This window comes from Ruegeria sp. AB5, assembly GCF_056542645.1.
In genome coordinates this window covers 362555-387483 of record NZ_JBQGAE010000002.1, presented here as the reverse complement: position 1 = coordinate 387483, position 24929 = coordinate 362555, and the positions used below count along the sequence as shown (strand labels likewise).

Annotated in this window: 26 protein-coding genes and 1 pseudogene; 13 read left to right on the top strand and 14 right to left on the bottom strand. The window is 58.5% G+C overall.

Annotated elements, in window-relative coordinates; genetic code table 11:
• From ACR0L4_RS07245 to ACR0L4_RS07215, 7 genes are all read right to left on the bottom strand, one after another.
• Positions 1–372 (bottom strand): succinate dehydrogenase, hydrophobic membrane anchor protein, encoded by a 372-nt coding sequence (locus ACR0L4_RS07245; RefSeq protein ID WP_170749895.1) that lies wholly within the window; start codon positions 370–372, stop codon positions 1–3.
• Positions 373–382: 10 nt separating this feature from the next.
• Positions 383–766 (bottom strand): succinate dehydrogenase, cytochrome b556 subunit, encoded by a 384-nt coding sequence (gene sdhC, locus ACR0L4_RS07240; protein ID WP_480511713.1) that lies wholly within the window; start codon positions 764–766, stop codon positions 383–385.
• 211 nt (positions 767–977) lie between these two features.
• Entirely contained in the window at positions 978–1640 is a 663-nt protein-coding gene (locus ACR0L4_RS07235; protein ID WP_170749897.1) for a DUF1194 domain-containing protein, read from the bottom strand.
• A 53-nt stretch (positions 1641–1693) separates the two neighbouring features.
• Positions 1694–2722 carry a MaoC family dehydratase gene (locus ACR0L4_RS07230; protein ID WP_480511711.1) on the bottom strand — a complete coding sequence of 343 codons (1029 nt, stop codon included), beginning with the start codon at positions 2720–2722 and terminating at the stop codon, positions 1694–1696.
• Entirely contained in the window at positions 2722–2928 is a 207-nt protein-coding gene (locus tag ACR0L4_RS07225; protein ID WP_480511709.1) for a DUF1737 domain-containing protein, read from the bottom strand. Before ACR0L4_RS07225 ends, ACR0L4_RS07230 begins: the two co-directional genes overlap by 1 nt.
• An 18-nt stretch (positions 2929–2946) precedes the next feature.
• The gene (locus ACR0L4_RS07220) at positions 2947–3498 is read right to left on the bottom strand and encodes an NnrU family protein (RefSeq protein WP_480511707.1); all 552 of its coding nucleotides are present in this window, start codon (positions 3496–3498) and stop codon (positions 2947–2949) included.
• Positions 3499–3504: 6 nt separating this feature from the next.
• Positions 3505–4362: an HpcH/HpaI aldolase/citrate lyase family protein gene (locus tag ACR0L4_RS07215; RefSeq protein ID WP_480511704.1), complete on the bottom strand. Its 858-nt coding sequence runs from the start codon at positions 4360–4362 to the stop codon at positions 3505–3507.
• A gap of 169 nt (positions 4363–4531) precedes the next feature.
• Here ACR0L4_RS07215 and ACR0L4_RS07210 point away from each other — a divergent pair, with 169 nt between their 5' ends.
• On the top strand, positions 4532–4837 hold the full coding sequence (locus ACR0L4_RS07210; protein ID WP_480511702.1) for a hypothetical protein: 306 nt from the start codon (positions 4532–4534) through the stop codon (positions 4835–4837).
• Here the strand turns inward: ACR0L4_RS07210 and ACR0L4_RS07205 are convergent.
• Positions 4834–5589 (bottom strand): annotated as a pseudogene (locus ACR0L4_RS07205) (sulfite exporter TauE/SafE family protein). The gene ACR0L4_RS07210 and the pseudogene ACR0L4_RS07205 sit on opposite strands and share 4 nt — an antisense overlap.
• 160 nt (positions 5590–5749) lie before the next feature.
• On the opposite strand from ACR0L4_RS07205, the gene mdh reads away from it, so the two are divergent.
• From mdh to lpdA, 10 genes are all read left to right on the top strand, one after another.
• Positions 5750–6712: a malate dehydrogenase gene (mdh, locus tag ACR0L4_RS07200; protein ID WP_170749904.1), complete on the top strand. Its 963-nt coding sequence runs from the start codon at positions 5750–5752 to the stop codon at positions 6710–6712.
• Positions 6713–7031: 319 nt separating this feature from the next.
• The gene (gene sucC, locus ACR0L4_RS07195) at positions 7032–8225 is read left to right on the top strand and encodes an ADP-forming succinate--CoA ligase subunit beta (RefSeq protein ID WP_480511700.1); all 1194 of its coding nucleotides are present in this window, start codon (positions 7032–7034) and stop codon (positions 8223–8225) included.
• Positions 8222–8782 carry a hypothetical protein gene (locus ACR0L4_RS07190; RefSeq protein ID WP_480511698.1) on the top strand — a complete coding sequence of 187 codons (561 nt, stop codon included), beginning with the start codon at positions 8222–8224 and terminating at the stop codon, positions 8780–8782. Before sucC ends, ACR0L4_RS07190 begins: the two co-directional genes overlap by 4 nt.
• 37 nt (positions 8783–8819) lie before the next feature.
• Positions 8820–9701, top strand: a complete 882-nt coding sequence (sucD, locus tag ACR0L4_RS07185; RefSeq protein ID WP_170749906.1) for a succinate--CoA ligase subunit alpha — start codon at positions 8820–8822, stop codon at positions 9699–9701.
• Positions 9702–9781: 80 nt separating this feature from the next.
• Positions 9782–10531, top strand: coding sequence for a hypothetical protein (locus tag ACR0L4_RS07180; protein WP_170749907.1), 750 nt, complete (start codon positions 9782–9784; stop codon positions 10529–10531).
• Entirely contained in the window at positions 10528–11070 is a 543-nt protein-coding gene (locus ACR0L4_RS07175; protein WP_170749908.1) for a DUF805 domain-containing protein, read from the top strand. Before ACR0L4_RS07180 ends, ACR0L4_RS07175 begins: the two co-directional genes overlap by 4 nt.
• The gene (locus tag ACR0L4_RS07170; protein ID WP_480511695.1) at positions 11067–14024 is read left to right on the top strand and encodes a 2-oxoglutarate dehydrogenase E1 component; all 2958 of its coding nucleotides are present in this window, start codon (positions 11067–11069) and stop codon (positions 14022–14024) included. The genes ACR0L4_RS07175 and ACR0L4_RS07170 overlap by 4 nt, the downstream gene beginning before the upstream one ends.
• A 3-nt stretch (positions 14025–14027) precedes the next feature.
• Positions 14028–15539: a 2-oxoglutarate dehydrogenase complex dihydrolipoyllysine-residue succinyltransferase gene (gene odhB, locus ACR0L4_RS07165; protein WP_480511693.1), complete on the top strand. Its 1512-nt coding sequence runs from the start codon at positions 14028–14030 to the stop codon at positions 15537–15539.
• A gap of 2 nt (positions 15540–15541) precedes the next feature.
• The gene (locus tag ACR0L4_RS07160; RefSeq protein ID WP_170749911.1) at positions 15542–15811 is read left to right on the top strand and encodes a hypothetical protein; all 270 of its coding nucleotides are present in this window, start codon (positions 15542–15544) and stop codon (positions 15809–15811) included.
• A gap of 73 nt (positions 15812–15884) precedes the next feature.
• A complete protein-coding gene (gene lpdA, locus ACR0L4_RS07155; RefSeq protein WP_170749912.1) occupies positions 15885–17273 on the top strand; it encodes a dihydrolipoyl dehydrogenase in 1389 nt (462 codons plus the stop codon).
• A gap of 18 nt (positions 17274–17291) precedes the next feature.
• On the opposite strand, the gene ACR0L4_RS07150 is transcribed toward lpdA, so the two are convergent.
• Positions 17292–17870 (bottom strand): TetR/AcrR family transcriptional regulator, encoded by a 579-nt coding sequence (locus ACR0L4_RS07150; RefSeq protein WP_480511690.1) that lies wholly within the window; start codon positions 17868–17870, stop codon positions 17292–17294.
• Positions 17871–17971: 101 nt separating this feature from the next.
• Here ACR0L4_RS07150 and ACR0L4_RS07145 point away from each other — a divergent pair, with 101 nt between their 5' ends.
• Complete coding sequence (locus ACR0L4_RS07145; protein ID WP_480511688.1) at positions 17972–18565, top strand: NAD(P)H-dependent oxidoreductase; 594 nt, start codon at positions 17972–17974, stop codon at positions 18563–18565.
• 21 nt (positions 18566–18586) lie between these two features.
• Here ACR0L4_RS07145 and ACR0L4_RS07140 read toward each other — a convergent pair whose 3' ends face one another.
• Genes ACR0L4_RS07140 through ACR0L4_RS07125 form a run of 4 tightly spaced genes read right to left on the bottom strand, consistent with a single transcriptional unit; the run spans position 18587 to position 21492 of the window.
• Positions 18587–19192: a pyridoxamine 5'-phosphate oxidase family protein gene (locus ACR0L4_RS07140; RefSeq protein ID WP_480511686.1), complete on the bottom strand. Its 606-nt coding sequence runs from the start codon at positions 19190–19192 to the stop codon at positions 18587–18589.
• Positions 19179–19919 carry a lysophospholipid acyltransferase family protein gene (locus ACR0L4_RS07135; RefSeq protein ID WP_480511684.1) on the bottom strand — a complete coding sequence of 247 codons (741 nt, stop codon included), beginning with the start codon at positions 19917–19919 and terminating at the stop codon, positions 19179–19181. Before ACR0L4_RS07135 ends, ACR0L4_RS07140 begins: the two co-directional genes overlap by 14 nt.
• A complete protein-coding gene (locus ACR0L4_RS07130) occupies positions 19919–20818 on the bottom strand; it encodes a cell division protein FtsX (RefSeq protein WP_480511682.1) in 900 nt (299 codons plus the stop codon). The genes ACR0L4_RS07135 and ACR0L4_RS07130 overlap by 1 nt, the downstream gene beginning before the upstream one ends.
• Complete coding sequence (locus ACR0L4_RS07125) at positions 20815–21492, bottom strand: cell division ATP-binding protein FtsE (protein ID WP_480511680.1); 678 nt, start codon at positions 21490–21492, stop codon at positions 20815–20817. The genes ACR0L4_RS07130 and ACR0L4_RS07125 overlap by 4 nt, the downstream gene beginning before the upstream one ends.
• A 184-nt stretch (positions 21493–21676) precedes the next feature.
• Between ACR0L4_RS07125 and ACR0L4_RS07120 the strand changes: the two genes are divergently transcribed.
• Positions 21677–22390: a zinc-ribbon domain-containing protein gene (locus tag ACR0L4_RS07120; protein ID WP_480511678.1), complete on the top strand. Its 714-nt coding sequence runs from the start codon at positions 21677–21679 to the stop codon at positions 22388–22390.
• A 7-nt stretch (positions 22391–22397) separates the two neighbouring features.
• Here the strand turns inward: ACR0L4_RS07120 and ACR0L4_RS07115 are convergent, their stop codons facing one another.
• Positions 22398–24884, bottom strand: coding sequence for a TIGR02302 family protein (locus ACR0L4_RS07115; RefSeq protein WP_480511811.1), 2487 nt, complete (start codon positions 24882–24884; stop codon positions 22398–22400).
• Positions 24885–24929: the final 45 nt, after the last annotated feature.

Genomic DNA, 24929 nt, shown 5'->3' with positions numbered 1-24929 from the left:
TCACAGGGCCAGCTTGACTAGGGCAAACAGCCCGGCTGCCATCAGCGTGTAGCCCAGCGCCCACATCGCAACGAGAGAGACTTTTTCAAGGATCCCATGAACATAGTCTTCGATGGTTTCCTGAGCTTCATACATAAGCTGCTGCAAACCAACGACCAGTGTCAGAGCTGTGACGATGGCCGGGAAAGGACGACTGAAATAGGCAAGGACCTCTTCGTAGGTACCGCCAAAACCTGTGCCGAACGTGATTACGAAAACCGGAACCAAAACCGTAAGGATCATCGCACGAACCATGACCCGCCAATGCGTTTGCGTTCCGGATTTGCCTGCGCCCAGCCCTTGCGCGCGTTTGCGGTCTGTCAGATATCGCATGTCCGCCTCCTTAGACCACTAGCACTGTAAGGATTGTCAGGATAGTGGCACCGACAAACATGCCCAGGCCCAACTTCTCGGACAGATTGACGTCCAGACAATAGCCGAAATCCCAAAGCACATGACGCAACCGGCCCAGGGTGTGATACCAAAGCGCCCAGGTCGCAACGATCAGGATCAGCGTGCCAAACCAGCTGGTCAAGAAGCTGTCGATCAACGCAAATGCGCTTTCGGATGATGACGAAGCAAGAAGCCACCAAACAACCAGGATGACGACTGCAAAAACTCCAAGCCCGGAAACCCTGACCATGATCGAGGATATGGAGGTCATCTGAGGGCGGTAGATCATAATATGTGGCGAGAGCGGGCGGTTGCCCCGATTGACATCGGCCATGGCGGCTCCTCTTGGTTGGCTATCGCTGGTTTTACTATTTTTTGCCCGTCTGTCACGTGTTGCGGGCGGAAAAATGCGGAAATTCAATCCAAATCGCCTGTTTTACCCATTATGTGATCACACTCATTTCCATGTGATCACAAATCATATTCCGCTGAGCCAATGTTAGCGTTTTCAATACCAAAGCAATGTGATCACGAATCTGCCTTTGTCACTTTACGGAAGCGGATTGCTGCGTTACCTCGCGCAGCAGCTTTTTCCGAATCCGCTCTGGATAGTCTTCGAACCCAGAGGCCGAGACCACGAACGCGCCTTCGCCGAAGATGACATTTTCAAAGAAATAGGCGGTCAGATCGGGTTCGCTTTCTTCGATGGCAATGGCATTTACGACAATCCCGCGAGAGCGCAAAAGGCCGTGGATCTGAGCAGGCTCGACGCCTTCGTTCGAGACCCCGTCCCCGGAAATGTCAATCAGATGGCGCTTGCACTGCGATACAGCATCAAAACGGCTCAACGTGGTTTCCAGCGCCTCTCCGATTGCAGTCGAGAAATTGCGCCAGACCCTCGGGTCGGCGGCAACTTGGGCGGCGAAGGTATCGAGCGCATCAAAACTGTCGATTCGGGTCCAGGGAATGGTCACGCGCTGGCGGGACGCGCCGGTCCATTGCACCAGCATCAACTGCGCTTGGCCCCGGACCAGCGCCTCTGAGACCACCGGATCGCGCAGTCCCGCGGCCAGCCCATCCATCTGTATTCTGTACTCTTCGGTATCGACCGAGCCCGAGACATCGACCGCCAAGGCCAGTGCCAGATCACAGGCAATGGCTGGTGGGGCCAGGCAAAGGCAAGCTACAAGAGAGCGAAACAACCGCATGGCGGCAACGTAGCATGGATTGCGCGCCTTGCATTCACATCGCTGCGATCCGCCTATATCGGCATCAATGCCCAATAGTCGAGGTCCAACAATACCTCGGGCAGGTATTTGCCATTTTCCCCGCGCAGTTCGAACGGCGTGCCGCCTTTGGTCGCCACCAGACGCAAGCGCAACGCGCCGACCCCCGGAACGCCGGTTTCGGCTTTGTCGAGAACCTCGGACCAGGCCTTGATCGTGTCCCCCGCAAAACAGGGATTGGCGTGCGCTCCGCCGTTCAGCCCGACGATCATCTGCGCGTTGGCGAGCCCATTGAAAGACAGGGTCCGCGCCATCGAGATCACATGGCCGCCATAGATCAAGCGGCCCTCAGGCCGGACGGTCAGATCGAAATGCACTTTGGCCGTGTTCTGCCACAGGCGGGTGGCCAGCATATGCTCGGCCTCTTCCACGGTCACACCGTCTACATGGTCAATAGTTTCGCCAATCTCATAGTCGCCCCAACGATGCCGCTCGCCTGCCAGCTCGAAATTGTAGGTCGAGAAATCCAGCCCCTCGGGAACAACCAGATCACCGGGCGCCAGTACCTTTTTAAGCTCAGGCACCACAGTCTCGGGCGCTGGGGTTTCGTGGTTTGCTTTGCGCACCATGACCCAGCGGACATATTCAAGGACAACTTCGTCCAACTGGTTCAGGCCGCGCGTCCGCACCCAGACTACTCCGGTTTTGCCATTCGAGTTCTGCTTGACCCCGATCACCTCGGACACCGAACGCAGGGTATCGCCTGCGTAGACCGGAAGCAGCCAGCGCCCCTCGGCATAGCCAAGATTGGCCACCGCGTTGAGCGAGACATCCGGGACGGTTTTTCCGAAGACCACATGGAATGCTGCCAGATCGTCGATGGGGCTTTCCTGCAACCCACAGGCCCGCGCGAATTCATCCGAGGAATAGAGCGCATGGCGCGCAGGATAGAGCGCGTGGTAAAGGCCCCGTTCACCTTCCGTGACGGTGCGGGGGACGGCATGGTGCAGAACCTGCCCAACAGCGTAGTCCTCGAAGAAACGGCCCGGATTGGTTTTTGCCATTATTGCTGTCCCAATTTCATGTCAGGGGAATAGTCGGCCTCGACCTGTTTGGTCACGGCCTGCGCGCAGCGCATGACGTTATTGACCGGATCGAAGGCATAGGACGGATCGCCGTGCAGCACCCATCCCTTTGCCAGCGCGTCAGAGACCTTGTGACAGAAGGCCGAGGTGTCTTCTTCGGTCAACAGACGATAGAGATTTGCCATTGTCTCAACCCCCCTTTATCATCCAAACGGGGACGGACCGACCAGCCCGTGGATGTATCCAATCACACCCAACAGGACGATCGAAGCGACAAAGAACATCGCGTCCTTGCCGTAGGTGCCGGGCACGGCAGGTGTCCATTCGGGTTCGGATTTGTTGATGACGATCACTTCGACCACCGCCCAGGCCAGCAGCCCGCCAAACAGGATGATTGAGGCCAAATCGCCGTTTACCAGCAAATGTGCGAAAGCCCATAGCTTGAACCCAGCCAGCATCGGGTGACGCAGCTTGTTCAACAAGCGGCCCTTGGTGCCTGCCGGGCTCATCATGTAGATTGCGATCAGAACCAACAGGTTGTTGATGTGGACCATGAAGGTTGGTGGGGCCCAGACGAACACGGTGTCGGTCATGCGATAACCGAAGATCATCAGCAGGATCGCCGCAACCAACGCCAGCGCCACAGCGCCTTTGCCGCCATTGCCCATCGCCGCGCGCTGCGCCGGCATCACACGTTTGAACAGATGGGCGGCCCACCACAGTGCCACCCCAAGGATCAGTAGAACAAAGCCCATGCTGGCTTACCCCGCTTGCAAAGCTGAAATCGCCTCTGCTTTTGCCAGAATTTCACGGGCGGTTACAACATGCAGATTTTCGACAATCTTGCCGTCCACGACAGCAACGCCCTGCCCTTGGGCTTCGGTCTCTTCAAACGCGCGAATCTGGCGGCGGGCCAAATCGATTTCGGCATCCGAGGGCGCAAAGGCGGCGTTGGTGATGTCGATCTGCGCCGGGTGGATCAAGGTCTTGCCATCGAAACCCATGTCGCGGCCCTGTTCGCACTCGGCCGCCAGGCCTTCGCCATCCTTGAAAGCGTTATAGACGCCGTCAACGATGGTCAGCCCCTCGGTCTTGGCAGCCAACACACACAAACCCAGCGAGGTCATCAGTGGAAGACGGTCCGGGCGAAACCGCGTTTGCAAATCCTTGGCAAGGTCGTTCGTACCCATCACGAAGCCAGCCATCAAAGGGTGCGCAGCAATCTCGGCTGCGTTCAACATGCCGCGCGGCGTCTCCATCATCGCCCAAATCGGTAGGTCTCCGGTGATGGTGGCAAGCGCATCCACATCCGCAGCCGAATTCACCTTGGGCAGCAAAACAACATCCGCATCCATCTCGCATACGGTTTCGGCATCCGCCCGACCCCACGGCGTATCCAGCCCATTGATGCGTACGATCTTGACCCTAGGCCCATATCCACCAGCGGCCAGAGCAGCCTTCAACGTCACCCGTGCATTGGCCTTTTCGTCAGCGGCAACCGCGTCTTCCAGATCGAAGATGATGGCATCAACCGGCAGGGTCCGAGCCTTGTCCAGCGCCCGGTCACGAGAGCCGGGGATATAAAGAACCGATCGATATGGGCGCTGACGAGGATCCATTGACCTCTCCCTTTGAAAGAATATTGCGCGAAAAGGGGCATTTTTTTCAGGAAAGTTCAAGGTCAAAATCGCCGCATTGCAGCATAAGTGACGCAACGCCCTTTGCATTAACAGAATATCGCCCTCTTGCACGCAGGCTTTTGGCCGTAGGTGACAGAAGGAATCAGCGATGAAGAAAACAATCCTGAAAATGACAGTTGGGCTGGGAATCATGGTTTTGGCGGCGCAACAGGTGCAGGCACAAACACGCAACTGCGCCACGCGCGCGGATGTTTTGAAGCGTCTTGCTGGGACCTATGGCGAGACACGCAAAGGGATCGGCATTGCCCGGCAAGGGGCGGTGATGGAGCTGTTCGCCTCGGATGAAACCGGTAGTTGGACGATCACCGTAACGCTGCCGGATGGGATGACCTGCCTTGTTGCGTCAGGTCAGGCGTATGAACAGATTGCGGATGCCCTTCCACCCAACGCCTAAGTCAATGCATCCCAAATCAATTTGCTGCCGGTCAGGGTCAGCAGCACATAGGCGACCCCAAAGAATAGGCGCTCGGACATCATGAAGTGTGCCCGAACGCCCAACCACGCCCCCAAAATCGCGAAGGGCGCCAACAACACATTTGCCAGGGCAATATTCCAAGTGAACAGGCCCAAATAGGCATAGGGCACAAATTTCACGATATTGATCACCCAGAACACCAGTACGGTCGAAGCCTGAAACTCGGTCTTCGACAGACGTTGCGACAGCAGGTAAACGGCGGCGGGTGGCCCACCGGCATGGCTGACGAAACTGGTAAAACCGGCAACAAGTCCAGCGACAAGACCCGCGGTGGGCGGCAGACGTTCCGCAAAACCGCGCACCCAGCCTCTTGTCTGCGCCATATGCCAGATCACGAAACCTACCGATATCCCTCCGATCAGCAGACGCAGCAGATCATCGGCAGTCATGCGATAAAGCCACATGCCCAAAAGAACCCCGGGCACACCGCCCAGGATCAACACGCGGGAATCCGGCCAGTTCCATCGCTTTCAGTATGGACCAAGCGTGACCAGATCGATCAACATCAGGATCGGCAGCATCACGGCAAGCGCCTGCCCCGGCTCCAAAATCAACGCCAGAATCGAAGAGGACGCAAAGGCAACACCCGAGCCGAACCCGCCCTTTGAGATGCCCGCAAAGATCACCGCAGGGATCGCAACAGCAAAAAACAACAGGTTCAGTTCGACCATGCAGCGCCCCGGAATTGGCTTGTATCATAGGCCGTTTAGCGCAATCAGACCGGGGTGCGCAAACGGTATGCGGTGGCATGCCGCGCGCCAGAACACTTGCACAAAGGCGTTTTAAGGACTAGCACAGCCGCGATTTCAAAACCGATCGGAGACACTCCAAATGGCCAGACCCAAGATCGCGCTGATCGGCGCGGGCAACATCGGCGGCACACTTGCCCATCTCGCAGCTGTTAAAGAACTGGGGGACGTTGTCCTGTTCGACATCGCCGACGGATTGCCGCAAGGCAAAGCGCTCGACATTGCTGAATCCGGCCCGTCCGAAGGATTCGACGCCGCAATGTCAGGCACCAGTGACTATGCCGACATCGCTGGCGCGGACGTCTGCATCGTCACCGCCGGTGTTGCGCGCAAGCCCGGCATGAGCCGAGACGACCTGTTGGGCATCAACCTGAAAGTCATGAAATCGGTTGGCGAAGGCATCGCGGCCCACGCACCCGACGCGTTCGTGATCTGCATTACCAACCCTCTGGACGCGATGGTCTGGGCTCTGCGCGAGTTCTCGGGCCTGCCGCACAACAAGGTCTGCGGTATGGCAGGCGTTCTTGACTCGGGCCGCTTCGCACATTTCCTGTCGGAAGAGTTCAACGTCTCGATGCGTGACGTCACCGCCTTCGTTCTGGGTGGCCACGGCGACACTATGGTTCCGTCGGTTCGCTACTCGACCGTTGCAGGTATCCCGCTGCCCGATCTGGTCGAGATGGGCTGGACCACGCAGGAAAAGCTGGACGCCATCGTGCAACGCACTCGCGACGGAGGCGCCGAAATCGTTGGCCTGCTGAAAACCGGTTCGGCCTACTACGCGCCGGCAACCTCAGCGATCGAAATGGCCGAAGCCTATCTGAAAGACCAAAAACGCGTTCTGCCCTGCGCCGCTTACTGCACCGGCGAGTTGGGCGTAGATGGCATGTATGTCGGCGTTCCGACTGTGATCGGGGCTGGCGGTATCGAGCGTATCGTCGACATCAAACTGAACGAAGACGAGCAGGCCGGTTTCGACAATTCCGTAAACGCCGTGAAAGGTCTGATCGACGCGTGCAAAGGTATCGACAGCTCGTTGGCCTAATACCCTTGACGTCAAGACTTGGAACCGGCTCCATTGGTGGGCCGGTTTTCCGCTTCAGGGCAGTGAGGCATCTTCAAAGGCGTCAGGACTGTTGGCGCAAACGGCGCAAAAGCCTTCAATACACATATTTTTCCCAGAATTCCTGAAGTCGTCGAATCAAACATATCTACGGCTCATTTTTGTGATCACACCCCAAAAAAGCGTGATCACAAATACCAAAAATCTTCGCTAAATTCCGACGCCTTGGCAAAAAACCCTTTATATTTGCGTCCTACACACGGCTATATCGATCCAATCGTAGTCAAACGGGACAGTTTCGATGAATATTCACGAATATCAGGCCAAAGCTCTTTTGCGCAGCTATGGTGCCCCGGTCTCCGACGGTCGCGCGGTTCTGCGCGCCGAGGAAGCCAAAACCGCTGCAGGTGAGCTGGACGGCCCACTATGGGTTGTCAAAGCTCAGATTCACGCGGGTGGCCGCGGCAAGGGTTCCTTCAAAGAGGCCGACGCCGGTGAGAAAGGCGGTGTACGCCTGACCAAGTCGGTCGAAGAAGCCGCCGAAGAAGCCAAGAAGATGCTTGGCCGCACGCTGGTCACCCATCAGACCGGCCCCGCAGGCAAACAGGTCAACCGCATCTATATCGAGGCCGGGTCCGGCATCGAACGCGAACTGTACCTGGCCCTGCTGGTGGATCGCCAAACCAGCCGTATCTCGTTTGTGTGTTCGACCGAAGGCGGTATGGACATCGAGGAAGTCGCGGCTGCCACACCCGAGAAAATCCTGTCCTTCTCGGTCGACCCCGCGACAGGTTATCAGGCCTATCACGGCCGCCGCATCGCCTTTTCGCTGGGCCTGCAAGGCGCACAGGTCAAGCAATGCGTCAAGCTGATGAGCCAGCTCTACGCCGCCTTCGTCGAGAAAGACATGGAGATGCTGGAAATCAACCCGCTGATCGTGTCAGACAGCGGCGACCTCAAGGTGCTGGACGCCAAGGTCGGCTTTGACGGCAACGCGGTCTACCGCCACCCCGATATCGCCGAGTTGCGCGACACGACCGAGGAAGACCCCAAGGAACTGGAAGCCTCGAAATACGACCTGAACTACATCGCGCTGGATGGTGAGATTGGCTGCATGGTCAACGGTGCAGGTCTGGCGATGGCCACAATGGACATCATCAAGCTGTATGGGGCCGAGCCTGCCAACTTCCTCGACGTGGGCGGCGGTGCAACCAAAGAGAAAGTGACCGAGGCGTTCAAGATCATCACCTCAGACCCGCAGGTCAAAGGCATTCTGGTCAACATCTTCGGCGGCATCATGCGCTGTGACGTCATCGCCGAAGGCGTCGTGGCCGCGGTGAAAGAGGTCGGCCTGAAAGTTCCGCTGGTCGTGCGTCTGGAAGGCACGAATGTCGAGAAGGGCAAAGAGATCATCAACACCTCTGGCCTGGACGTGATCGCGGCGGACAACCTGAAAGACGGTGCCGAGAAGATCGTGAAGGCGGTAAAGGGGTGAACACAGCCCGTCGTATAAGCCTATTGCCGGGATTATTGGCCGCGAGCGCTTTGCTTTCTGCATGTGTTGAAAGCCCTTCAAGGCTTTCTTCCGGAGGAAGCGTTGCGCAACAAGCGGCTAATGCATTCTCAAGCACTTGTCTGGCAAGCCTTCCTGATTTCGGAAATTTTCAAAGTAACGCCCGCGTTGCTTCGCTGAATTCCTCAAAGGATCTAGGTCCAATTCATTCAGTTTATGTCGTGCCGAATAGCAAGATCTATGTTGGCCTTCAGAACCTCCCAGGTGCATCTGACGTCGAGGTCTGCGGCATTAGAGCGGTAAGTTCCGAACCTTCGTCAGTCATTGGGAATGCAATTTTGAATGCAGCCCACTCGGCAGTGGGCTCAGGAACTGAAAAAGAGTTTCCATCCGAAAGGTTCGAATACGCTATCCAGCTTCCAAACGGCAGCCTTCTTACACACGACGCAAAAGACATGGGGAGCACGACAAGCAACGTGTTTCTGATTTCTCAACCAGTTCCGCAGGGAAGAGTCCCGTCGCTGATTTACGACGAATAGGCGCTGCCCTCAGAAATCCAATAAAGGAGAACGCCAAATGGCAGTCCTCATCGACGAAAATACCAAAGTGATCTGTCAGGGCTTTACCGGCTCGCAGGGCACATTCCACTCTGAACAGGCCATTGCGTATGGCACCAAGATGGTCGGCGGCGTGACCCCCGGCAAAGGCGGGATGGAGCATCTGGGCCTGCCCGTGTTCAACTCGGTCCACGAGGCCAAGCACGTGACCGAAGCCAACGCCTCGGTGATCTATGTGCCGCCGCCCTTCGCGGCTGACTCGATCCTTGAAGCGATTGACGCCGAAATGGAAGTGATCGTCTGCATCACCGAAGGCATCCCGGTTCTGGACATGATGAAAGTCAAACGAGCTCTGGAAGGCTCAAGCTCGCGCCTGATCGGTCCGAACTGCCCCGGTGTCATCACGCCCGACGCCTGCAAGATCGGCATCATGCCCGGCCACATCCACAAGCGCGGCTCGGTCGGCGTTGTATCGCGTTCGGGCACCCTGACCTATGAGGCCGTCAAGCAGACCACCGATGTGGGTCTGGGCCAGTCCACCTGTGTGGGCATCGGCGGCGACCCGATCAAGGGCACCGAGCATATCGACGTGCTGGAATGGTTCCTGGCCGATGACGAAACCCATTCGATCATCATGATCGGTGAGATCGGTGGCTCGGCCGAAGAAGAGGCCGCGCAGTTCCTGGCGGATGAGGCCAAGAAGGGCCGCAAGAAGCCGACCGCTGGTTTCATCGCAGGCCGCACAGCCCCTCCGGGCCGCCGTATGGGCCACGCGGGCGCGATTGTCGCCGGTGGCAAAGGCGGCGCCGAGGACAAGATCGAAGCCATGCGCTCGGCTGGTATCGTCGTGGCCGAAAGCCCGGCGCAGCTGGGTGAGGCAGTGTTGGAAGCGATTGGGTAACAATGCTGCTGCACCGAGAAAACTCTAGGTTCCGGCGAGGGGAGATATCCTCTCGCCTGGAGCTTTTCTTGGTGCCTGCCATGTTCGCATTATTGTTTGTGTTCGGAAGTGCTGCCAAAGCTGATCCCTCGTTCACAAAACCGACCCGCGATGTTTTTGATCTGTGCACTTGGGCAACAAGTGATCGAGCATCTGTCGCAGAAATGTTCAAGGCGCGGGGATGGACGGCGTTCCGAGCGCCTTATCCTGATTTGGTGCCGGAACTTGTGGCAGACGGCTCTCTCTTTCATGTTTTGGTTGATCAAAGGTTCAATACTTTTGGCTTGGATACGGCAACTGGCACCATACCCGACTTGCAATCGCTCCTGGACACCATCTCTGAAGTATCAGAGAGCGGTGCATACGATGCGTTGCTGTGGACGCAAGAACCCAGAGCTTTTTTAATTTTGTATGATCAATCAAATATCCCTGGAGAGATACTGGGTTGCAGGTACTTTAGCGCCTCGAAAAAAGATGTAACCACGATCAAGAACGCGATTTGGGATTTCGATGCACAAACCCACGAATCCGAATTCGGCCCTTCGCGGGTTGTTATGGTTTACACTACGGATAACCCACCACATAAACCGCTCACAGGTCTGATGGCATTGCTTGTGAAAGTTGGGTACCTAGTCGATCGGCCTATGCTGGAACCGCAACTCGGTGCGGGCGATGCGATGACTCAGTTTCATCGATTTGATGAGGCCCAGTTTATTGAAGACTATGGGAGAGAACCCAACGTTGCGTTTGCATTGGAGATCAGACGAAAAACAGGGTTGGACAACCCATGACCTTCTCCCACGCCATCCGCACTTGTTTCTCCAAGTTCTTCACCTTCTCGGGGCGTGCCTCACGGCCCGAATACTGGTTCTTTTTCCTGTTCATCGTGATCTGGAGCATTATTGCCGGGATCATTGATGCGCAGTTCTTCACGCAAGTTGCAGTGACCGAAACCGAAACATCCAAATCCGTCGCAGCTACGTCCTCGCAACCTGTGCAAAGCATCGTCAGCCTGATCGTCTTCTTTCCGCATCTGGCGGTGGCGTGGCGACGGATGCATGATACCGGACGCAGCGGGCTTTATGCTCTGCTGCCGATCCTGCTGATCTTCGCTGCCGGGGCGGTTCTGGTCTTTGGCATCGGCCTTGCCTCGCATTTCCAGCATGGCGGCAATCTGGACATCCTGTTCACCCGCGCCACGCTGTTGATTGTTCTTCCGACACTGCTTGTTTTGTTTGTGTCGCCCCTCCTGGTTCTGTGGTGGCTGGCCCGCCCCAGTCAGCCAGGCACCAACCAATACGGTCCCAACCCATATGAGGTAGCCCAATGACCGAACATACGCCCAATTCCGCGTTTCACGCTTCCAGCTTCATGCAGGGGCACAATGCCGAGTATCTGGAGCAGCTTTATGCCCAGTACACCAAGAACCCCGGTGCGGTGGATGCCGCTTGGGCCGAGTTCTTCAAGGCTATGGGCGACGCCTCGCCAGACGTGCAGCGCGAGGCCGAAGGACCTTCCTGGGCGCGGACCGACTGGCCACCGATGCCTGCAGATGATCTGACCAGCGCGCTTACGGGTGAATGGGCCGAGATTGATGCCAAGGCGGCAGGCACAAAGATCAAGGAAAAGGCCGCAGACAAGGGCGTTCAGGTCAGCGACGATCAGATCAAACGCGCCGTTCTTGACAGCCTGCGTGCCCTGATGCTGATCCGGGCCTATCGTATCCGGGGCCATCTGGCCGCCGATCTGGACCCGCTGGGCATGCGGGCCGCCACCAATCACCCTGAGCTGGACCCCAGGACCTACGGCTTTACCGACGCCGACATGGATCGCCCGATTTTCATCGACAACGTTCTTGGGCTTCAGGTCGCCTCGATGCGTCAGATCGTCGAGATCGTGAAGCGGACATATTGCGGTACATTTGCGCTGCAATACATGCACATTTCGGATCCCGAGCAGGCCGCGTGGCTGAAAGAGCGGATCGAGGGGTATGGCAAGGAAATCGCCTTCACCAAGGAGGGCCGCAAGGCGATCCTGAACAAGATGGTCGAGGCCGAAGGTTTCGAGAAATTCCTGCACGTCAAATACATGGGCACCAAGCGGTTCGGTCTCGACGGTGGTGAAGCGCTGATCCCGGCGATGGAACAGATCATCAAGCGCGGTGGTGCGCTGGGTCTGAGTGACATCGTCATCGGGATGCCCCACCGGGGTCGTCTGAACATTCTGGCCAACGTGATGGGCAAGCCCTATCGCGCCATTTTCAACGAATTTCAAGGCGGCAGCTTCAAACCCGAGGACGTGGATGGTTCGGGCGACGTGAAATACCACCTCGGCGCGTCCAGTGACCGCGAGTTTGACGGCAACTCTGTCCACCTTTCGCTGACCGCAAACCCGTCGCACCTTGAGGCGGTCAACCCGGTTGTTCTGGGCAAGGTCCGCGCCAAGCAGGATCAGTTGAAGGATTCCGACCGGACCAAGGTGATGGCCATTCTGTTGCACGGCGACGCGGCTTTTGCCGGTCAGGGTGTCGTAGCCGAAGGTTTCGGCCTGTCAGGTCTGCGCGGGCACAAGACCGGCGGCACCATGCATATCGTCGTGAACAACCAGATTGGCTTTACCACTGCACCGCATTTCTCGCGGTCCAGCCCGTATCCCACTGACATTGCCTTGATGGTCGAGGCGCCAATCTTTCACGTCAATGGTGATGACCCCGAGGCCGTCACACACGCGGCCAAGGTGGCCACCGAGTTCCGGCAAAAGTTCCACAAGGACGTGGTCATCGACATCTTCTGCTACCGCCGGTTCGGGCACAACGAGGGCGACGAGCCCATGTTCACCAACCCGATCATGTACAAGAAGATCAAGACGCATAAGACGACGCTGTCGTTGTATACAGAGCGTCTGGTCAAAGACGGGCTGATCCCCGAAGGCGAGATTGAGGATATGAAGGCCGCATTCCAGGCGCATCTGAATGATGAGTTCGAGGCCGGCAAGGACTACAAACCCAACAAGGCCGACTGGCTTGACGGGCGCTGGTCACATCTGGACAAGAACAAGGAAGAATATGTACGCGGTGACACCGCGATTGCGGTGGAAACGCTGAACCAGATTGGTGCTGCCCTGACCACGGCCCCCGGGGACTTTACGCTGCACAGAACCGTGGGGCGTCTTCTCGACCACAAGAAACAGATGTTCGAAACCGGGAAAGGCTTTGACTGGGCCACTGGCGAAGCCCTTGCCTTTGGCTCGTTGCTGACCGAAGGATATCCGGTTCGTCTATCGGGTCAGGACGCCACACGCGGCACGTTTTCTCAGCGGCACTCGGGCTTTGTTCATCAGGAAACCGAAGAACGCTACTACCCTCTGAACCACATTCGTGACGGTCAATCGCACTACGAAGTCATCGACTCGATGCTCTCGGAATATGCTGTGTTGGGGTTCGAATACGGATACTCTCTGGCCGAACCCAACGCTCTGGTTCTGTGGGAGGCGCAATTTGGTGACTTCGCCAATGGTGCTCAGATCATGTTCGACCAGTTCATCAGCTCGGGCGAAAGCAAATGGCTGCGGATGTCCGGTCTGGTAAACCTGTTGCCCCACGGGTTTGAAGGACAGGGGCCCGAGCACAGCTCGGCCCGGTTGGAGCGGTTCTTGCAGATGTGCGGTCAGGACAACTGGATCGTGGCGAACTGCACGACACCTGCGAACTATTTCCACATTCTGCGCCGCCAGTTGCACCGCACCTTCCGCAAGCCGCTTATCCTGGTGACGCCGAAATCCCTGCTGCGCCACAAGCTGGCGGTCAGCACGGCTGCAGATTTCACCACGGGCTCCAGCTTCCACCGGGTGTTGTGGGACGATGCGCAACATGGCAATTCTGACACAAAACTGGTCACGGACGACAAGATCAAGCGCGTGGTCCTGTGTTCCGGCAAGGTCTACTATGACCTGTTGGAAGAGCGCGATGCCCGTGGCATCGACGATGTCTATCTGATGCGGATCGAACAGTATTACCCGTTCCCGGCGCATTCGCTGATCAACGAGCTCGAACGCTTCAAAGGGGCCGAAATCGTCTGGTGTCAGGAAGAACCCAAAAACCAGGGTGCATGGACCTTTATTGAACCCAACATCGAATGGGTGCTGACCCGTATTGGCGCCACCCACACACGGCCGCGTTATGTCGGCCGCGCAACCTCGGCCTCGCCTGCGACGGGTCTGGCCAGCCAACACAAAGCTCAACAAGAAGCGCTCGTGAACGAAGCGCTGAGCCTCGAAGGAAAGTAAACGATGACCATTGAAGTTCGTGTTCCCACGCTTGGCGAATCTGTTACCGAAGCCACGGTTGCGACCTGGTTCAAGAAACCGGGTGATGCCGTGGCCGTGGATGAGATGCTCTGTGAGCTTGAAACCGACAAGGTGACGGTCGAGGTCCCCGCCCCTGCCGCAGGCGTAATGGGCGAGATTGTCGCCGCCGAAGGTGAAACCGTCGGCGTTGATGCGCTGCTGGCTACTATCGTCGCTGGCGAAGGGGCCGCCCCGGCCCCGGCCGCCGCACCTGCACCTGCACCTGCGCCTGCTGCGGCTCCGGCATCCTCTGGCGGCAGCGTCGATGTGATGGTGCCGACCCTTGGAGAATCCGTCACCGAGGCAACCGTTTCGACCTGGTTCAAGCAGGTCGGCGACAGCGTTGCGCAGGACGAGATGCTGTGCGAGTTGGAGACCGACAAGGTCTCGGTCGAGGTTCCGGCCCCCGCTGCGGGTGTTCTTGCGGAAATAACCGCGCCCGAGGGCACCACTGTCGATGCTTCGGCCAAGCTGGCCGTGATTTCAGGATCGGGCGCAGGCACTGCCCCGGCAGCAGCCCCCGCAGCGGCACCGGCAGCAGCAGCCACAGGCAAGGACGTGGCCAATGCACCTTCGGCCGAAAAAGCCATGGCCGAGGCCGGCATGTCCGCCGATCAGGTCACCGGAACCGGTCGCGACGGGCGCATCATGAAAGAAGACGTGGCCCGCGCCGTGGCAACCGCCGCCGCCCCGGCCCCCGCGCCTGCGGCGGCCCCCGCCGCAGCCCCACGGGCCCCAGTTGCCGCCAGTGATGCCGCGCGCGAGGAACGGGTCAAGATGACCCGCTTGCGCCAGACCATCGCCAAACGCCTGAAAGACAGCCAGAACACCGCTGCCATGCTGACCACCTATAACGAGGTGGACATGACCGAGGTGATGGCTCTGCGTAGCCAGTACAAGGACCAGTTCGAGAAGAAGCACGGCGTCCGCCTGGGCTTTATGTCCTTCTTCACCAAGGCCTGCTGCCATGCGTTGAAAGAAGTACCCGAGGTGAATGCCGAGATCGACGGCACCGACATCGTCTACAAGAACTTTGTGCATATGGGTGTCGCTGCCGGTACACCGACCGGTTTGGTCGTGCCGGTCATTCGCGATGCCGATTCGATGTCTTTTGCGGCGATCGAGAAGGCCATCGCCGAAAAGGGCAAACGCGCCCGTGACGGCAAGCTGAGCATGGAAGAAATGCAGGGCGGCACGTTCACCATCTCGAACGGGGGTGTCTATGGCTCCTTGATGTCCTCGCCAATCCTGAACCCGCCGCAATCGGGCATTCTGGGCATGCACAAGATTCAGGACCGCCCCATGGCCATCAACGGTCAGGTCGTGATCCGCCCAATGATGTATCTGGCGCTGTCCTATGACCACCGGATCGTTGACGGCAAAGGCGCGGTGACCTTCCTTGTCCGCGTGAAAGAGGCGCTGGAAGACCCGCGCCGCCTGTTGATGGATCTGTAACCATGGCAACGCATGTACTTTGGCAGGCCGACGTAGCCGATTTCGATGTCTGGCTGAAAGTGTTCCGCGAGGACGAGCCCGCGCGCAAAGCCGCGGGCATCCACGACCTGCATATATGGCGCGACCCGGACCAGAAGGACCATGCAATCGCCATGTTTGAAGTTCTGGATCTGGACAAGGCGCGGGCCTTCTTTGGGTCCGAGGAACTGGCCATGCATCATGAGCGTGGCGGGGTCGCCCATATCACAATCAAGCTGCTGGAACCGGTTTGAAGATAATCATGATCTGGTCCATGAATGCCGGATCATGCAGGCACCGGACGGCCGGTCGATTTAGGAGAATATAATGGCAAACTACGACGTCATCGTAATCGGAGCAGGCCCCGGCGGCTATGTCTGCGCCATCCGCTGTGCCCAGCTGGGTCTGAAAACCGCCGTGGTCGAGGGTCGCGAGACGTTGGGCGGCACCTGCCTGAACGTGGGCTGCATCCCGTCCAAGGCCCTGCTGCATGCCAGCCATCAGCTGCACGAGGCCGAGCATAACTTTGCCACGATGGGCCTTAAGGGCAAAAGCCCGTCGGTCGATTGGAAGCAGATGCAGGCCTATAAGGATGAGGTCATCGACGGCAACACCAAGGGCATCGAGTTCCTGTTCAAGAAGAACAAGATCGACTGGCTCAAAGGCTGGGGTTCGATCCCCGCGCCCGGTCAGGTCAAGGTCGGCGACGAGGTGCACGAGGCCAAGAACATCATCATCGCGTCGGGGTCCGAGCCATCCGCGCTGCCCGGTGTTGAGGTGGACGAGAAAGTTGTCGTGACCTCAACCGGTGCGCTGGCGCTGGGCAAAATCCCGAAAAAAATGGTTGTCATCGGCGCAGGCGTGATCGGGCTGGAACTGGGCTCGGTCTACAGCCGTCTGGGTGCCGAGGTCACGGTGATCGAATTCCTCAAGGAAATCACACCGGGCATGGACCCTGAGGTTCAGAAAACCTTCCAGCGCATCCTTAAAAAGCAGGGCCTGAAATTCATCATGGGTGCAGCGGTGCAAAAGACCGAGGCCTCCAAGACCAAGGCCAAGGTGACATACAAGCTGCTCAAGGATGACAGCGAACATGTGATCGATGCCGATGCGGTTCTGGTTGCCACCGGGCGCAAGCCCTTCTCGGACGGCTTGGGGCTGGACGCTCTGGGCGTCGAGATGACCCCGCGCGGCCAGATCAAGGTGGGCGCCGATTGGCAGACCAACGTGCCGGGCATCTATGCCATCGGCGACGTGACCGAAGGCCCGATGCTGGCGCATAAGGCCGAAGACGAAGGCATGGCCGCCGCCGAACAAGTCGCTGGCAAGCATGGTCACGTCAACTATGGCGTCATTCCGGGCGTGATCTACACATGGCCCGAGGTCGCCAATGTGGGCGAAACCGAGACGACCCTGAAAGAACAGGGCCGGGCATATAAGGTCGGCAAATTCATGTTCATGGGCAATGGCCGTGCCAAGGCAAACTTTGCCTCGGACGGGTTTGTGAAAATCCTGGCGGACAAGGAAACCGACCGCATTCTGGGTGCCCATATCATTGGACCGGCAGCGGGCGACCTGATCCACGAAGTCTGCGTTGCGATGGAATTTGGCGCATCCGCCGAAGATTTGGCCCTGACCTGCCACGCGCACCCGACCTATTCCGAAGCCGTGCGTGAAGCTGCGCTGGCGTGCGGTGACGGGCCAATTCACAGCTAGGTGCCTCGACCCCGGCGACTAGTTCGCCGGGGACAACCACGCTTCAAGATAGACCTCCAGCCTATCGATAAAGCTGGTCGACGCGTGTAGGGCACAATACTTCAGCGACATCGCCTGAATTGCAAAAGCCTGCACACCTTCGGCAAGCAGTTCCGAGGGGACATCCTTGCGAACATCAGCGTCTTCTAGCCACATCATCACGATTCTGAAATACCGTTCGAAGCAATAGGCTATCGGTCCAATCTCGGCGATCGCAGTCGCACCTGAATATCTGATCAACAGATCGAACACATAGCGCTCGGCCGTCATAAAGCTGTGCACCGGCTCCAGGGCCGCAATGATATCTGGCACGTTCTGGGGCGGTTTGCCCGACTCGATTTGATCGAACAAAGCATTCAGTTTTTCCGCCATCAGTATTTCCATAAGCGCGTCTTTGTCTCGGAAATGAGCGAAAAAAGTTCCTTTGGCCACGCCAGCGACCTTTACAACGTCTTCGACGCGCAAAGCTTCGTATCCACCCTTTTGGATAACGTCCTCGGCAGCGGAAATCAGGGCTGCGCGCGTCTTAAGGGTGCGTTTTTGTATCGTCTTGGGCATATCGCTTGGTTACATATTTTTTTGACCGTGGTCAAATTTAATATTGACCGTGGTCATTTTTTCATCCTATTAATTGACCACGGTCATTTTTGGAGAATCTCATGCAACTCAAGAAAATACTCATCCTCGACGGTCACCCTGCTGAAAGCAGCCTGTCGCGAACCTTTGCTCAGACCTATGCTGCGGCTGCCCGCGACAAGGGGCACGATGTCCGGCTGGTGCATTTGAGTGATCTGGAGTTTGATCACGACTTTGGTCAGGGGAATTATCACGACTTCAAACCGCTTGAGCCGGTTCTGGAACAGGTCCTTCAGGATTTCGAATGGAGCGAGCATCTGGTGCTGACAACACCGATGTGGTGGGGCGGATTGCCTGCCAAGCTCAAGGGTTTGATCGACCGGATGTTCATTCCCGGACGTACATTCGACACCCGCAACACCACCAAGATCGGTTTCCCTACCCCGATGCTGACCGGGCGCACGGCGCGGGTGATACTGACGTCGGATACACCGGGTTGGTTTATGCGGCTGATCTATCGGCAGGCACTGATCCGGCAAGTTCGGGATCAGATTCTCGGCTTTGTGGGGTTCAAACCCACACGCTTCACCTATTTCGCCGGAGCCAGCTATCCCAAACCGGGAAGCATTGATCGTTGGGTCACCAAAGTGGCCAGGATCGGTGCGGCCGCAATTTGAATTGGCCGCTACGCTTAATGCCTACCACATTGTTTTGGCGGCGCGTGGTCCCCATTCCTGATCATATTGCGCGCCGCCTTCTTCGCCATTCGAGGCTTCCGCCAAAATCTCACCCACTGTTGGCAAGCCTGTGGTTTCGTTGGCCCTGAGCCAAGTTCCGGCCCGCATCAGCGCTCGGGCGCATTGGGTGTAGATTTCGTCGATCTGAATGACGATCACAGTCGCCGGGTGTTTGCCTTGCCGGGCAAACCGGCCTCGCAGTGCCTCATCCGCGGTCAATCGAGCGGTTCCGTTCAACCGCACCACGTTGTTCGAACCGGGGATCATGAACATCAATGAGACACGCGGATCGCGGACAATGTTGCGCAATGAATCCAGACGGTTATTTCCGCGCCAATCCGGCAGCGCCAATGTGTTGGGATCAAGCTCCTGCACAACGGGTCCATCATCGCCACGCGGGCTTCCGTCTACGCCTTCGGGGCCGACAGTACTCAGCACACACAGGCGCGACGCCATGATCCATTTGCGATAGAGCGGCGTCAAGCAATGTGCCACTTTGCGCAGAGCTGGCGCCCCCGGCGTGCCATACAGGGCCTCGAGCGCCGGAATGTCTTCAATGAACTCCATCGGGTTTAAACCCCACTTCTTGCATCAACGCGTCAGAACGTGTTTCAATCACATCTTCCAAGCGGGCCAAGAAATCGTTTCGGCCAACGCCGGGCTCGATCGGGTCCAAGAAATCGACAATTGCCAGACCGGGTTTACGCATAATCCCGGTGCGCGGCCAGAACACACCCGCATTTGTTGCCACGGGCACACAGGGGAATCCCAGACCTTCGTACAGAACCGCCGTACCAACCTTGTAGGGTTTCTTGATCCCGGGCGCGACACGGGTCCCTTGCGGATAGATCACCAACTGTCCAGGTTCGGTGAATTCCTTGGCGACATCCTTCACCATCTTGGCGACGGCCGCACCTTTCTTACCCCGATTGACCGGAATACAGCCCAGACGGCGGGCATACATGCCAATGATCGGCGTCCACAACAGCTCTCGCTTCATGATGAACTTGCCGTGCGGAACCGCGTTGAAGATTATGATGATGTCGAGGAAAGACTGGTGCTTGGCCCCGACCACAACCTCACCCGTGGGAACCACGCCGCGCACGTCGCACCGAATGCCAACCATCCAACGCGCCAGCCAAATCGTGCTGCTTGCATAGGTCTTGCAGGCGCGCAGCGCGCCCCGTTTTGCAAAAATCGCGTACGGCAGAAACACGAGGCCCAGGATCAGCATCCAGACATAGATCACGAACATGAAGACCAGCGAGCGGACCCACTGAAAAGCCATGGACATCACGAAAGCTCCTTCAACTTGCGCCACGCGGCGGTCCAGGTCGCAAAAAACGCAACCACTGCGCCGAGTATTGGAATCAGCAGTGGCAAAACCCAGCCAAGGCCCTGAAACCCGACCCCGGTCAGGAAACCACCCTCATCCGATGCTTCGGGCAACAACAAGACACCTGTCATACCCAGAACTGTTCCGACAAATGCGCCAAAAAACGCGCGAAAGGTAAAACGGCGGACAAATGCACCTGCGATGAACCGATCGCGCGCGCCCACCTGACGCAGCACTTCGATTATCTTGGCATTCGCCGCAAGCGACGCGTTCGCGGCCAGCGTGATCATGGCCGCAGTCGCACCGCCGATCAGCAGGATCGAGATCCAGCCGACCCGTCGCAGGGACGTGGCCGCATCCACCAAAGGCTCGCGCCAGCGGGTATGATCGTCCAGAACGGCTCCGGGAACTTCAGCCCCCAACCGCAGGCGCAGACCGGCCGCGTCCAGACCGGAATCACCTTCGATAATTTCGATGAGTTGCGGAATGGGCAGGGTTTCAAGCGGCAAGTCAGCGCCAAACCAAGGGGACAGAAGAGCTGCCTGTTCTTCGGCGGTCAACGCACGGGCCGACGCAACACCCGGCGTCTGGCGCAACACCGTCAGGGCGGTTTCGGTCTGGGCCGCCATTTGCTCGGCTGGGGCGTTGATGCGCAGGGTGGCAGCCCCCGCCAGTTCTGACGCCCAGCGATCCGCGACCCGCCCAGAAGCCAGCGACAAAGCCAGAGCGAACACAGCCAGAAAACCCATCGCGCCCGAAACGAACAGCGTCAGCTGGGCCGTGTAACCCGTTGGTGGCACGACTCGGTCGGCACGTGTGTCGCGGCGCAGCAGGTTGCGGATGTCACCTTTGCTCATAGATCCGCTCCGGCCAATTGCAATTTACGTTGCGCAATACGCAGGACACGGGCCTGAACCTGGCTTTTGGCCGCCCGGATCAAGCTAAGGTCATGGGTCGCGATCAGAACGGTTTTGCCCATGCGATTCAATTCGATCAACAGGCTCAGCAGCCGTTGGGACATCTCCCAATCCACGTTGCCGGTCGGCTCATCCGCCAGCACCACATCGGGCGACAGGATCACGGCGCGGGCCAAGGCCGCGCGCTGACGTTCGCCGCCCGACAGCTCGGGCGGATGTGCGTCCAGACGGGCACCCAGCCCGACCCATGTCAAAAGTTCGCTCAGGTTATCCTGCTCTGCCGTCTCTGCTCGACCAGACACCATCAGCGGTAGTGCCACGTTTTCGGCCAGTGTCATGTGATCCAGAAACTGACAATCCTGATGCACAACACCGACCCGACGGCGCAGAAGGGCCATCTGGTCCCGATCCAGACGCGCGATATCTTCGTCAAACACACTCAGCCGCCCCGAGGTCGGCAACAAGGCTCCGTAGCAGAGTTTCAGCAACGTCGTCTTGCCAGCCCCGGACGGTCCGGTCAGAAAGTGGAACGAGCCCGGCTGCAGCTTGACCGAAACATCGCTCAGCAACGCGCCGCCGCCATAAGTGTAGCTGACATTTTCCAGCTCGATCACAGGTGCCCCCAGTTCTTTTGCCGCTCTTCTTGCCCGAGCGCGGCTGCGGTTTCAATGCCTGCACCGAGTCCAATTGGCGACACTTGACCTGTGAAACCGAAAACGCCCTTTGCTGTTGGGTCTTAACGGAATATCATCCCTGAAAAAACTACTATCGGACCGATCGTCGGGCCGGGGAGGCAGTATGAGACTTACATGTCCGAATTGTGGCGCACAGTACGAGGTGCCAGACGAGGTCATCCCCGATGAGGGGCGCGATGTTCAGTGCTCGGCTTGCGACCAGACATGGTTTCAGGCGAAACACCCGGCCGTGGCCGCGCCGGAACCTGCGGCCGAGACCGCCGCAGACCCGGAAACCGCTACTGTGACAGAGCCCACACCAGAGCAGGCGGAACCGCCTTCTGGGGACACGCCCTCCGCGCCTGAGACTGCTTCAAAAGGCAATGTAGACCCCGCAGTCGCCAACATTTTGCAAGAGGAAGCAGCGCGCGAGGCCGAATTGCGTTCTCAGGAAGGCAGCGGCCTTGAGATGCAGCCCGATCTGGCGCTGGATGAGGTTGCGGATCTGGAGTTCCATCCCAAGCGCCCGGCTGCGACCGAAACCGCCGAGGATTCGGGACAGAAAGACGCGCTGCCGGATATCGAGGCGATCAATTCCGGAATGCTCAGCGAAGATACCCCGGACGATGAGCCACCGGTTCGCAAATCCGGCGGGTTTGTGCGCGGTCTCGCCCTGATGCTGATCATTGGCGTGATCCTGTACCTGATCTACGGCAATGCGCAAAAGATCGGCGAGGCTGTTCCACAAGCTGATCCGGTTCTCAGTTCCTATGTCTCCATGATAGATCAGGCGCGCATCTGGCTTGAGACGCAGGCCGGGTCTGGCGCTTCTCAGTAGTAACGGTTCAGAACCGCTCCAACAGACGCTTGAGGTATTCCAACTCGATCTCCGGTCGGTCGGATTCGCCGGTCCGGCGGCGAATTTCATCCAGCAGTTCACGCGCGCGGCGATAGACATCTTCGCCCTGCAGCAAATTGTCCTCTGTCGAAATAGACCCGGCCGCGCCCGGGTTGCGGCCCAGCGGATCGCGATTGTTGGCTTGCGCTTCGCCTTCCTGGGTGCCTTGCCCCGGCTGGTTCTGCTGGTTCTGCGCCATGGCCTCACCCAGCGAGCGCATGCCTTCACGCAGGGCCTCCATTGCGTCGGACTGACGATCTATCGCCTCGGCCAGATCATCTCCGCGCAGGGCATCTTCCGCCTCTTCCATGGCTCGACCCGCGCGATCCAGCGCGTCGCGCGCAGCCTCTCCGTCGGGGGTGCCCGCACCGGGCAAGCCCTGCTGCTGCCGGTTCAGCTCATCCCGCAGCGCCTGTTGCTGGTCGGCCAGTGATCCCTGACCCTGCTCACCGTCACCGGCCTGACCCTGGCCGCCATCACCTTCGTGGCGTTGCCCCCGGCCCTGACCACCCGAGCGCCCCTCGTTGCCCTGGCTTTGTCCAGCTTGCGCATCGGGATTGAATTGCTCCTGCAAATCACGGAAAGCCTGATCACTGAGGCCCTGCTGCTCGCGCAGCGTCTCGGCCAGACCTTCCATGGCCTGCTGGCCCTCGGACTGACCGCCCTGTCCTTGGCCTTGGGTAACGCGCATGTTCTCCATCATCTGCTGAAACTCTTCCAGCGCCTGCTGCGCTTCGGCCATCCGGCCCTGTTCCATCAATTCCTGGATACGATCCATCATGGCCTGAAGATCGTCCTGGGTCATCTGCATGCTTTCGCCGTTTTGGCCCTGTTGACGTTCGCCGCCCTCGCCATTTTCCTGAGCAAGACGTTGCAACTGACGCATATAATCCTGTGTGGCTTCACGCAGTTCCTGCATCAGTTCGGCAATCTCTTCGTCACTGGCCCCGTTCTGCATGGCCTCGGTCAGGCGCTCTTGTGCGCGGCGCATCCTCTCCAACGCATCTGCCAGCGTCCCGTCCTCGATTTGAACCGCCAGATCCCACAGCGCCTGCGCAATCTCTGCCTGCTGTTCCGGTTTCAACCCATAGGTGGTGAAGGTTTCAAGCCGCCGCAACAAAACACGAAGACGCAAATAGGCTGTATCCGAACGGAACAGGTCCTCGGGCCGATGTGAGACCGCCCGTAGCATCTGGGCCACCCTCGACGCATTTGAGCGTGCCCAAAGCAGGTCCCGGCGTTGTTCGATCACTGCCGCGGCCAAAGGATCAAAAAAGCGCCGCGCGGGCAAAGCCGTCATGTGCGGTTCGGATGAGGATTGTTGATCCGACGCATCGCGCGCCATCAAAGTGATCCGTACCGGAAGATGCGCCCAGGGGTGTTGCGAGAAATCTTCGATCAGGTCTTCTGTGAAATCCGCCCGATCCCCGGTGATCGGCATCGGCAACTGCACCTCGATGACCTCACGCGGCTCGGGTTCAGAGATCAGCCCGTATCGGCGATCGACCGAGTCCAGATCAAGCTCGATCAGTGCAGATCCAGAGACGACCCCATAGTCGTCAGCGGCCGCAAAGGGCAATTTCATCTGCCCACCAGCCTCGGACTCGGCCGCACCGGCCACGGCAATACTGGGTGGAGTGTCTGCGAGAACATCCAAAGCCCACTCCTGACCCGCAGGCCCGTCGATCCGCATCTGGCCAGAGCGGGCGACAACAAACTCCTGTTCAGCGTCGGTTGCGCCTTCGGTGCCAAGGACTGAACCGGTTTCGGTCAGGCTATGGGCGCCAACCTCCCCATAAAAGCGCAGGGTAATACGGCTGCCCTGTGGAATCGAAAGATTGGGCCCGGATTGATCCGCCAGATACAATGTCGGCAAGCCGGTGTAACGCGGAGGTTCCACCCACCCTTCCCATGTCGGACCCTGCCCGGCCACAGCGGTCCCCGGGGTCATCTCGGCCACCGAACCGATACGCCAGACCGACCCGAACAATACTGCGACCACCAAAGCCAGCAGAGCCGCGTAACGCAGCGCATAGGGGTCTCGGGCAGCCAATCGCAAATCGGGTTTGACGGCACCCGCTTGCGCGGCGCGCTGCGCCATACGGGCTTTGTGCGCCCGCCACAACGCAACCGAATCTGCATCCGCCGCGCCAATGGCCTGATCGTCCATCAGGGCCTGAATTGGACGTCCCGGCAGGGTTTCATCCAGCCGCACCAGTGCCTCAGCCCGGCTTGGCAGATGGAATCGCCGGACGCCAATGATCGCACAAGTGATGGTGGCCAAGGCCGCAATCACCGCCGAAACCCAAACGACCTCGACCCTGACCAGATCCTGAAGACCCAGCATCAGCGCGGCCAAAAGTGTCATCAGAACCGAGAAAAACGGCCAGAATGCCCGCAAAACCCGCTCGGCCAGCATTCCGGCATGAGTCATCCACACAGTTAGACGTGGAACGGGCAGGTTTGGTTTATCGCTCAA

Bases quoted from the DNA above. Each gene is read 5' to 3' on its own strand.
- mdh (WP_170749904.1), top strand. From the start codon at position 5,750: ATGGCCAGACCCAAGATCGCGCTGATCGGCGCGGGCAACATCGGCGGC.
- lpdA (WP_170749912.1), top strand. From the start codon at position 15,885: ATGGCAAACTACGACGTCATCGTAATCGGAGCAGGCCCCGGCGGCTAT.
- ACR0L4_RS07120 (WP_480511678.1), top strand. From the start codon at position 21,677: ATGAGACTTACATGTCCGAATTGTGGCGCACAGTACGAGGTGCCAGAC.
- ACR0L4_RS07150 (WP_480511690.1), bottom strand. From the start codon at position 17,870: ATGCCCAAGACGATACAAAAACGCACCCTTAAGACGCGCGCAGCCCTG.
- sucD (WP_170749906.1), top strand. From the start codon at position 8,820: ATGGCAGTCCTCATCGACGAAAATACCAAAGTGATCTGTCAGGGCTTT.
- odhB (WP_480511693.1), top strand. From the start codon at position 14,028: ATGACCATTGAAGTTCGTGTTCCCACGCTTGGCGAATCTGTTACCGAA.
- sdhC (WP_480511713.1), bottom strand. From the start codon at position 766: ATGGCCGATGTCAATCGGGGCAACCGCCCGCTCTCGCCACATATTATG.
- ACR0L4_RS07245 (WP_170749895.1), bottom strand. From the start codon at position 372: ATGCGATATCTGACAGACCGCAAACGCGCGCAAGGGCTGGGCGCAGGC.
- ACR0L4_RS07115 (WP_480511811.1), bottom strand. From the start codon at position 24,884: ATGACTCATGCCGGAATGCTGGCCGAGCGGGTTTTGCGGGCATTCTGG.
- ACR0L4_RS07220 (WP_480511707.1), bottom strand. From the start codon at position 3,498: ATGGGCTTTGTTCTACTGATCCTTGGGGTGGCACTGTGGTGGGCCGCC.
- ACR0L4_RS07135 (WP_480511684.1), bottom strand. From the start codon at position 19,919: ATGTCCATGGCTTTTCAGTGGGTCCGCTCGCTGGTCTTCATGTTCGTG.
- ACR0L4_RS07140 (WP_480511686.1), bottom strand. From the start codon at position 19,192: ATGGAGTTCATTGAAGACATTCCGGCGCTCGAGGCCCTGTATGGCACG.
- ACR0L4_RS07170 (WP_480511695.1), top strand. From the start codon at position 11,067: ATGACCGAACATACGCCCAATTCCGCGTTTCACGCTTCCAGCTTCATG.
- ACR0L4_RS07175 (WP_170749908.1), top strand. From the start codon at position 10,528: ATGACCTTCTCCCACGCCATCCGCACTTGTTTCTCCAAGTTCTTCACC.
- ACR0L4_RS07145 (WP_480511688.1), top strand. From the start codon at position 17,972: ATGCAACTCAAGAAAATACTCATCCTCGACGGTCACCCTGCTGAAAGC.
- ACR0L4_RS07215 (WP_480511704.1), bottom strand. From the start codon at position 4,362: ATGGATCCTCGTCAGCGCCCATATCGATCGGTTCTTTATATCCCCGGC.
- ACR0L4_RS07235 (WP_170749897.1), bottom strand. From the start codon at position 1,640: ATGCGGTTGTTTCGCTCTCTTGTAGCTTGCCTTTGCCTGGCCCCACCA.
- sucC (WP_480511700.1), top strand. From the start codon at position 7,032: ATGAATATTCACGAATATCAGGCCAAAGCTCTTTTGCGCAGCTATGGT.
- ACR0L4_RS07210 (WP_480511702.1), top strand. From the start codon at position 4,532: ATGAAGAAAACAATCCTGAAAATGACAGTTGGGCTGGGAATCATGGTT.
- ACR0L4_RS07160 (WP_170749911.1), top strand. From the start codon at position 15,542: ATGGCAACGCATGTACTTTGGCAGGCCGACGTAGCCGATTTCGATGTC.
- ACR0L4_RS07230 (WP_480511711.1), bottom strand. From the start codon at position 2,722: ATGGCAAAAACCAATCCGGGCCGTTTCTTCGAGGACTACGCTGTTGGG.
- ACR0L4_RS07130 (WP_480511682.1), bottom strand. From the start codon at position 20,818: ATGAGCAAAGGTGACATCCGCAACCTGCTGCGCCGCGACACACGTGCC.
- ACR0L4_RS07225 (WP_480511709.1), bottom strand. From the start codon at position 2,928: ATGGCAAATCTCTATCGTCTGTTGACCGAAGAAGACACCTCGGCCTTC.
- ACR0L4_RS07180 (WP_170749907.1), top strand. From the start codon at position 9,782: ATGTTCGCATTATTGTTTGTGTTCGGAAGTGCTGCCAAAGCTGATCCC.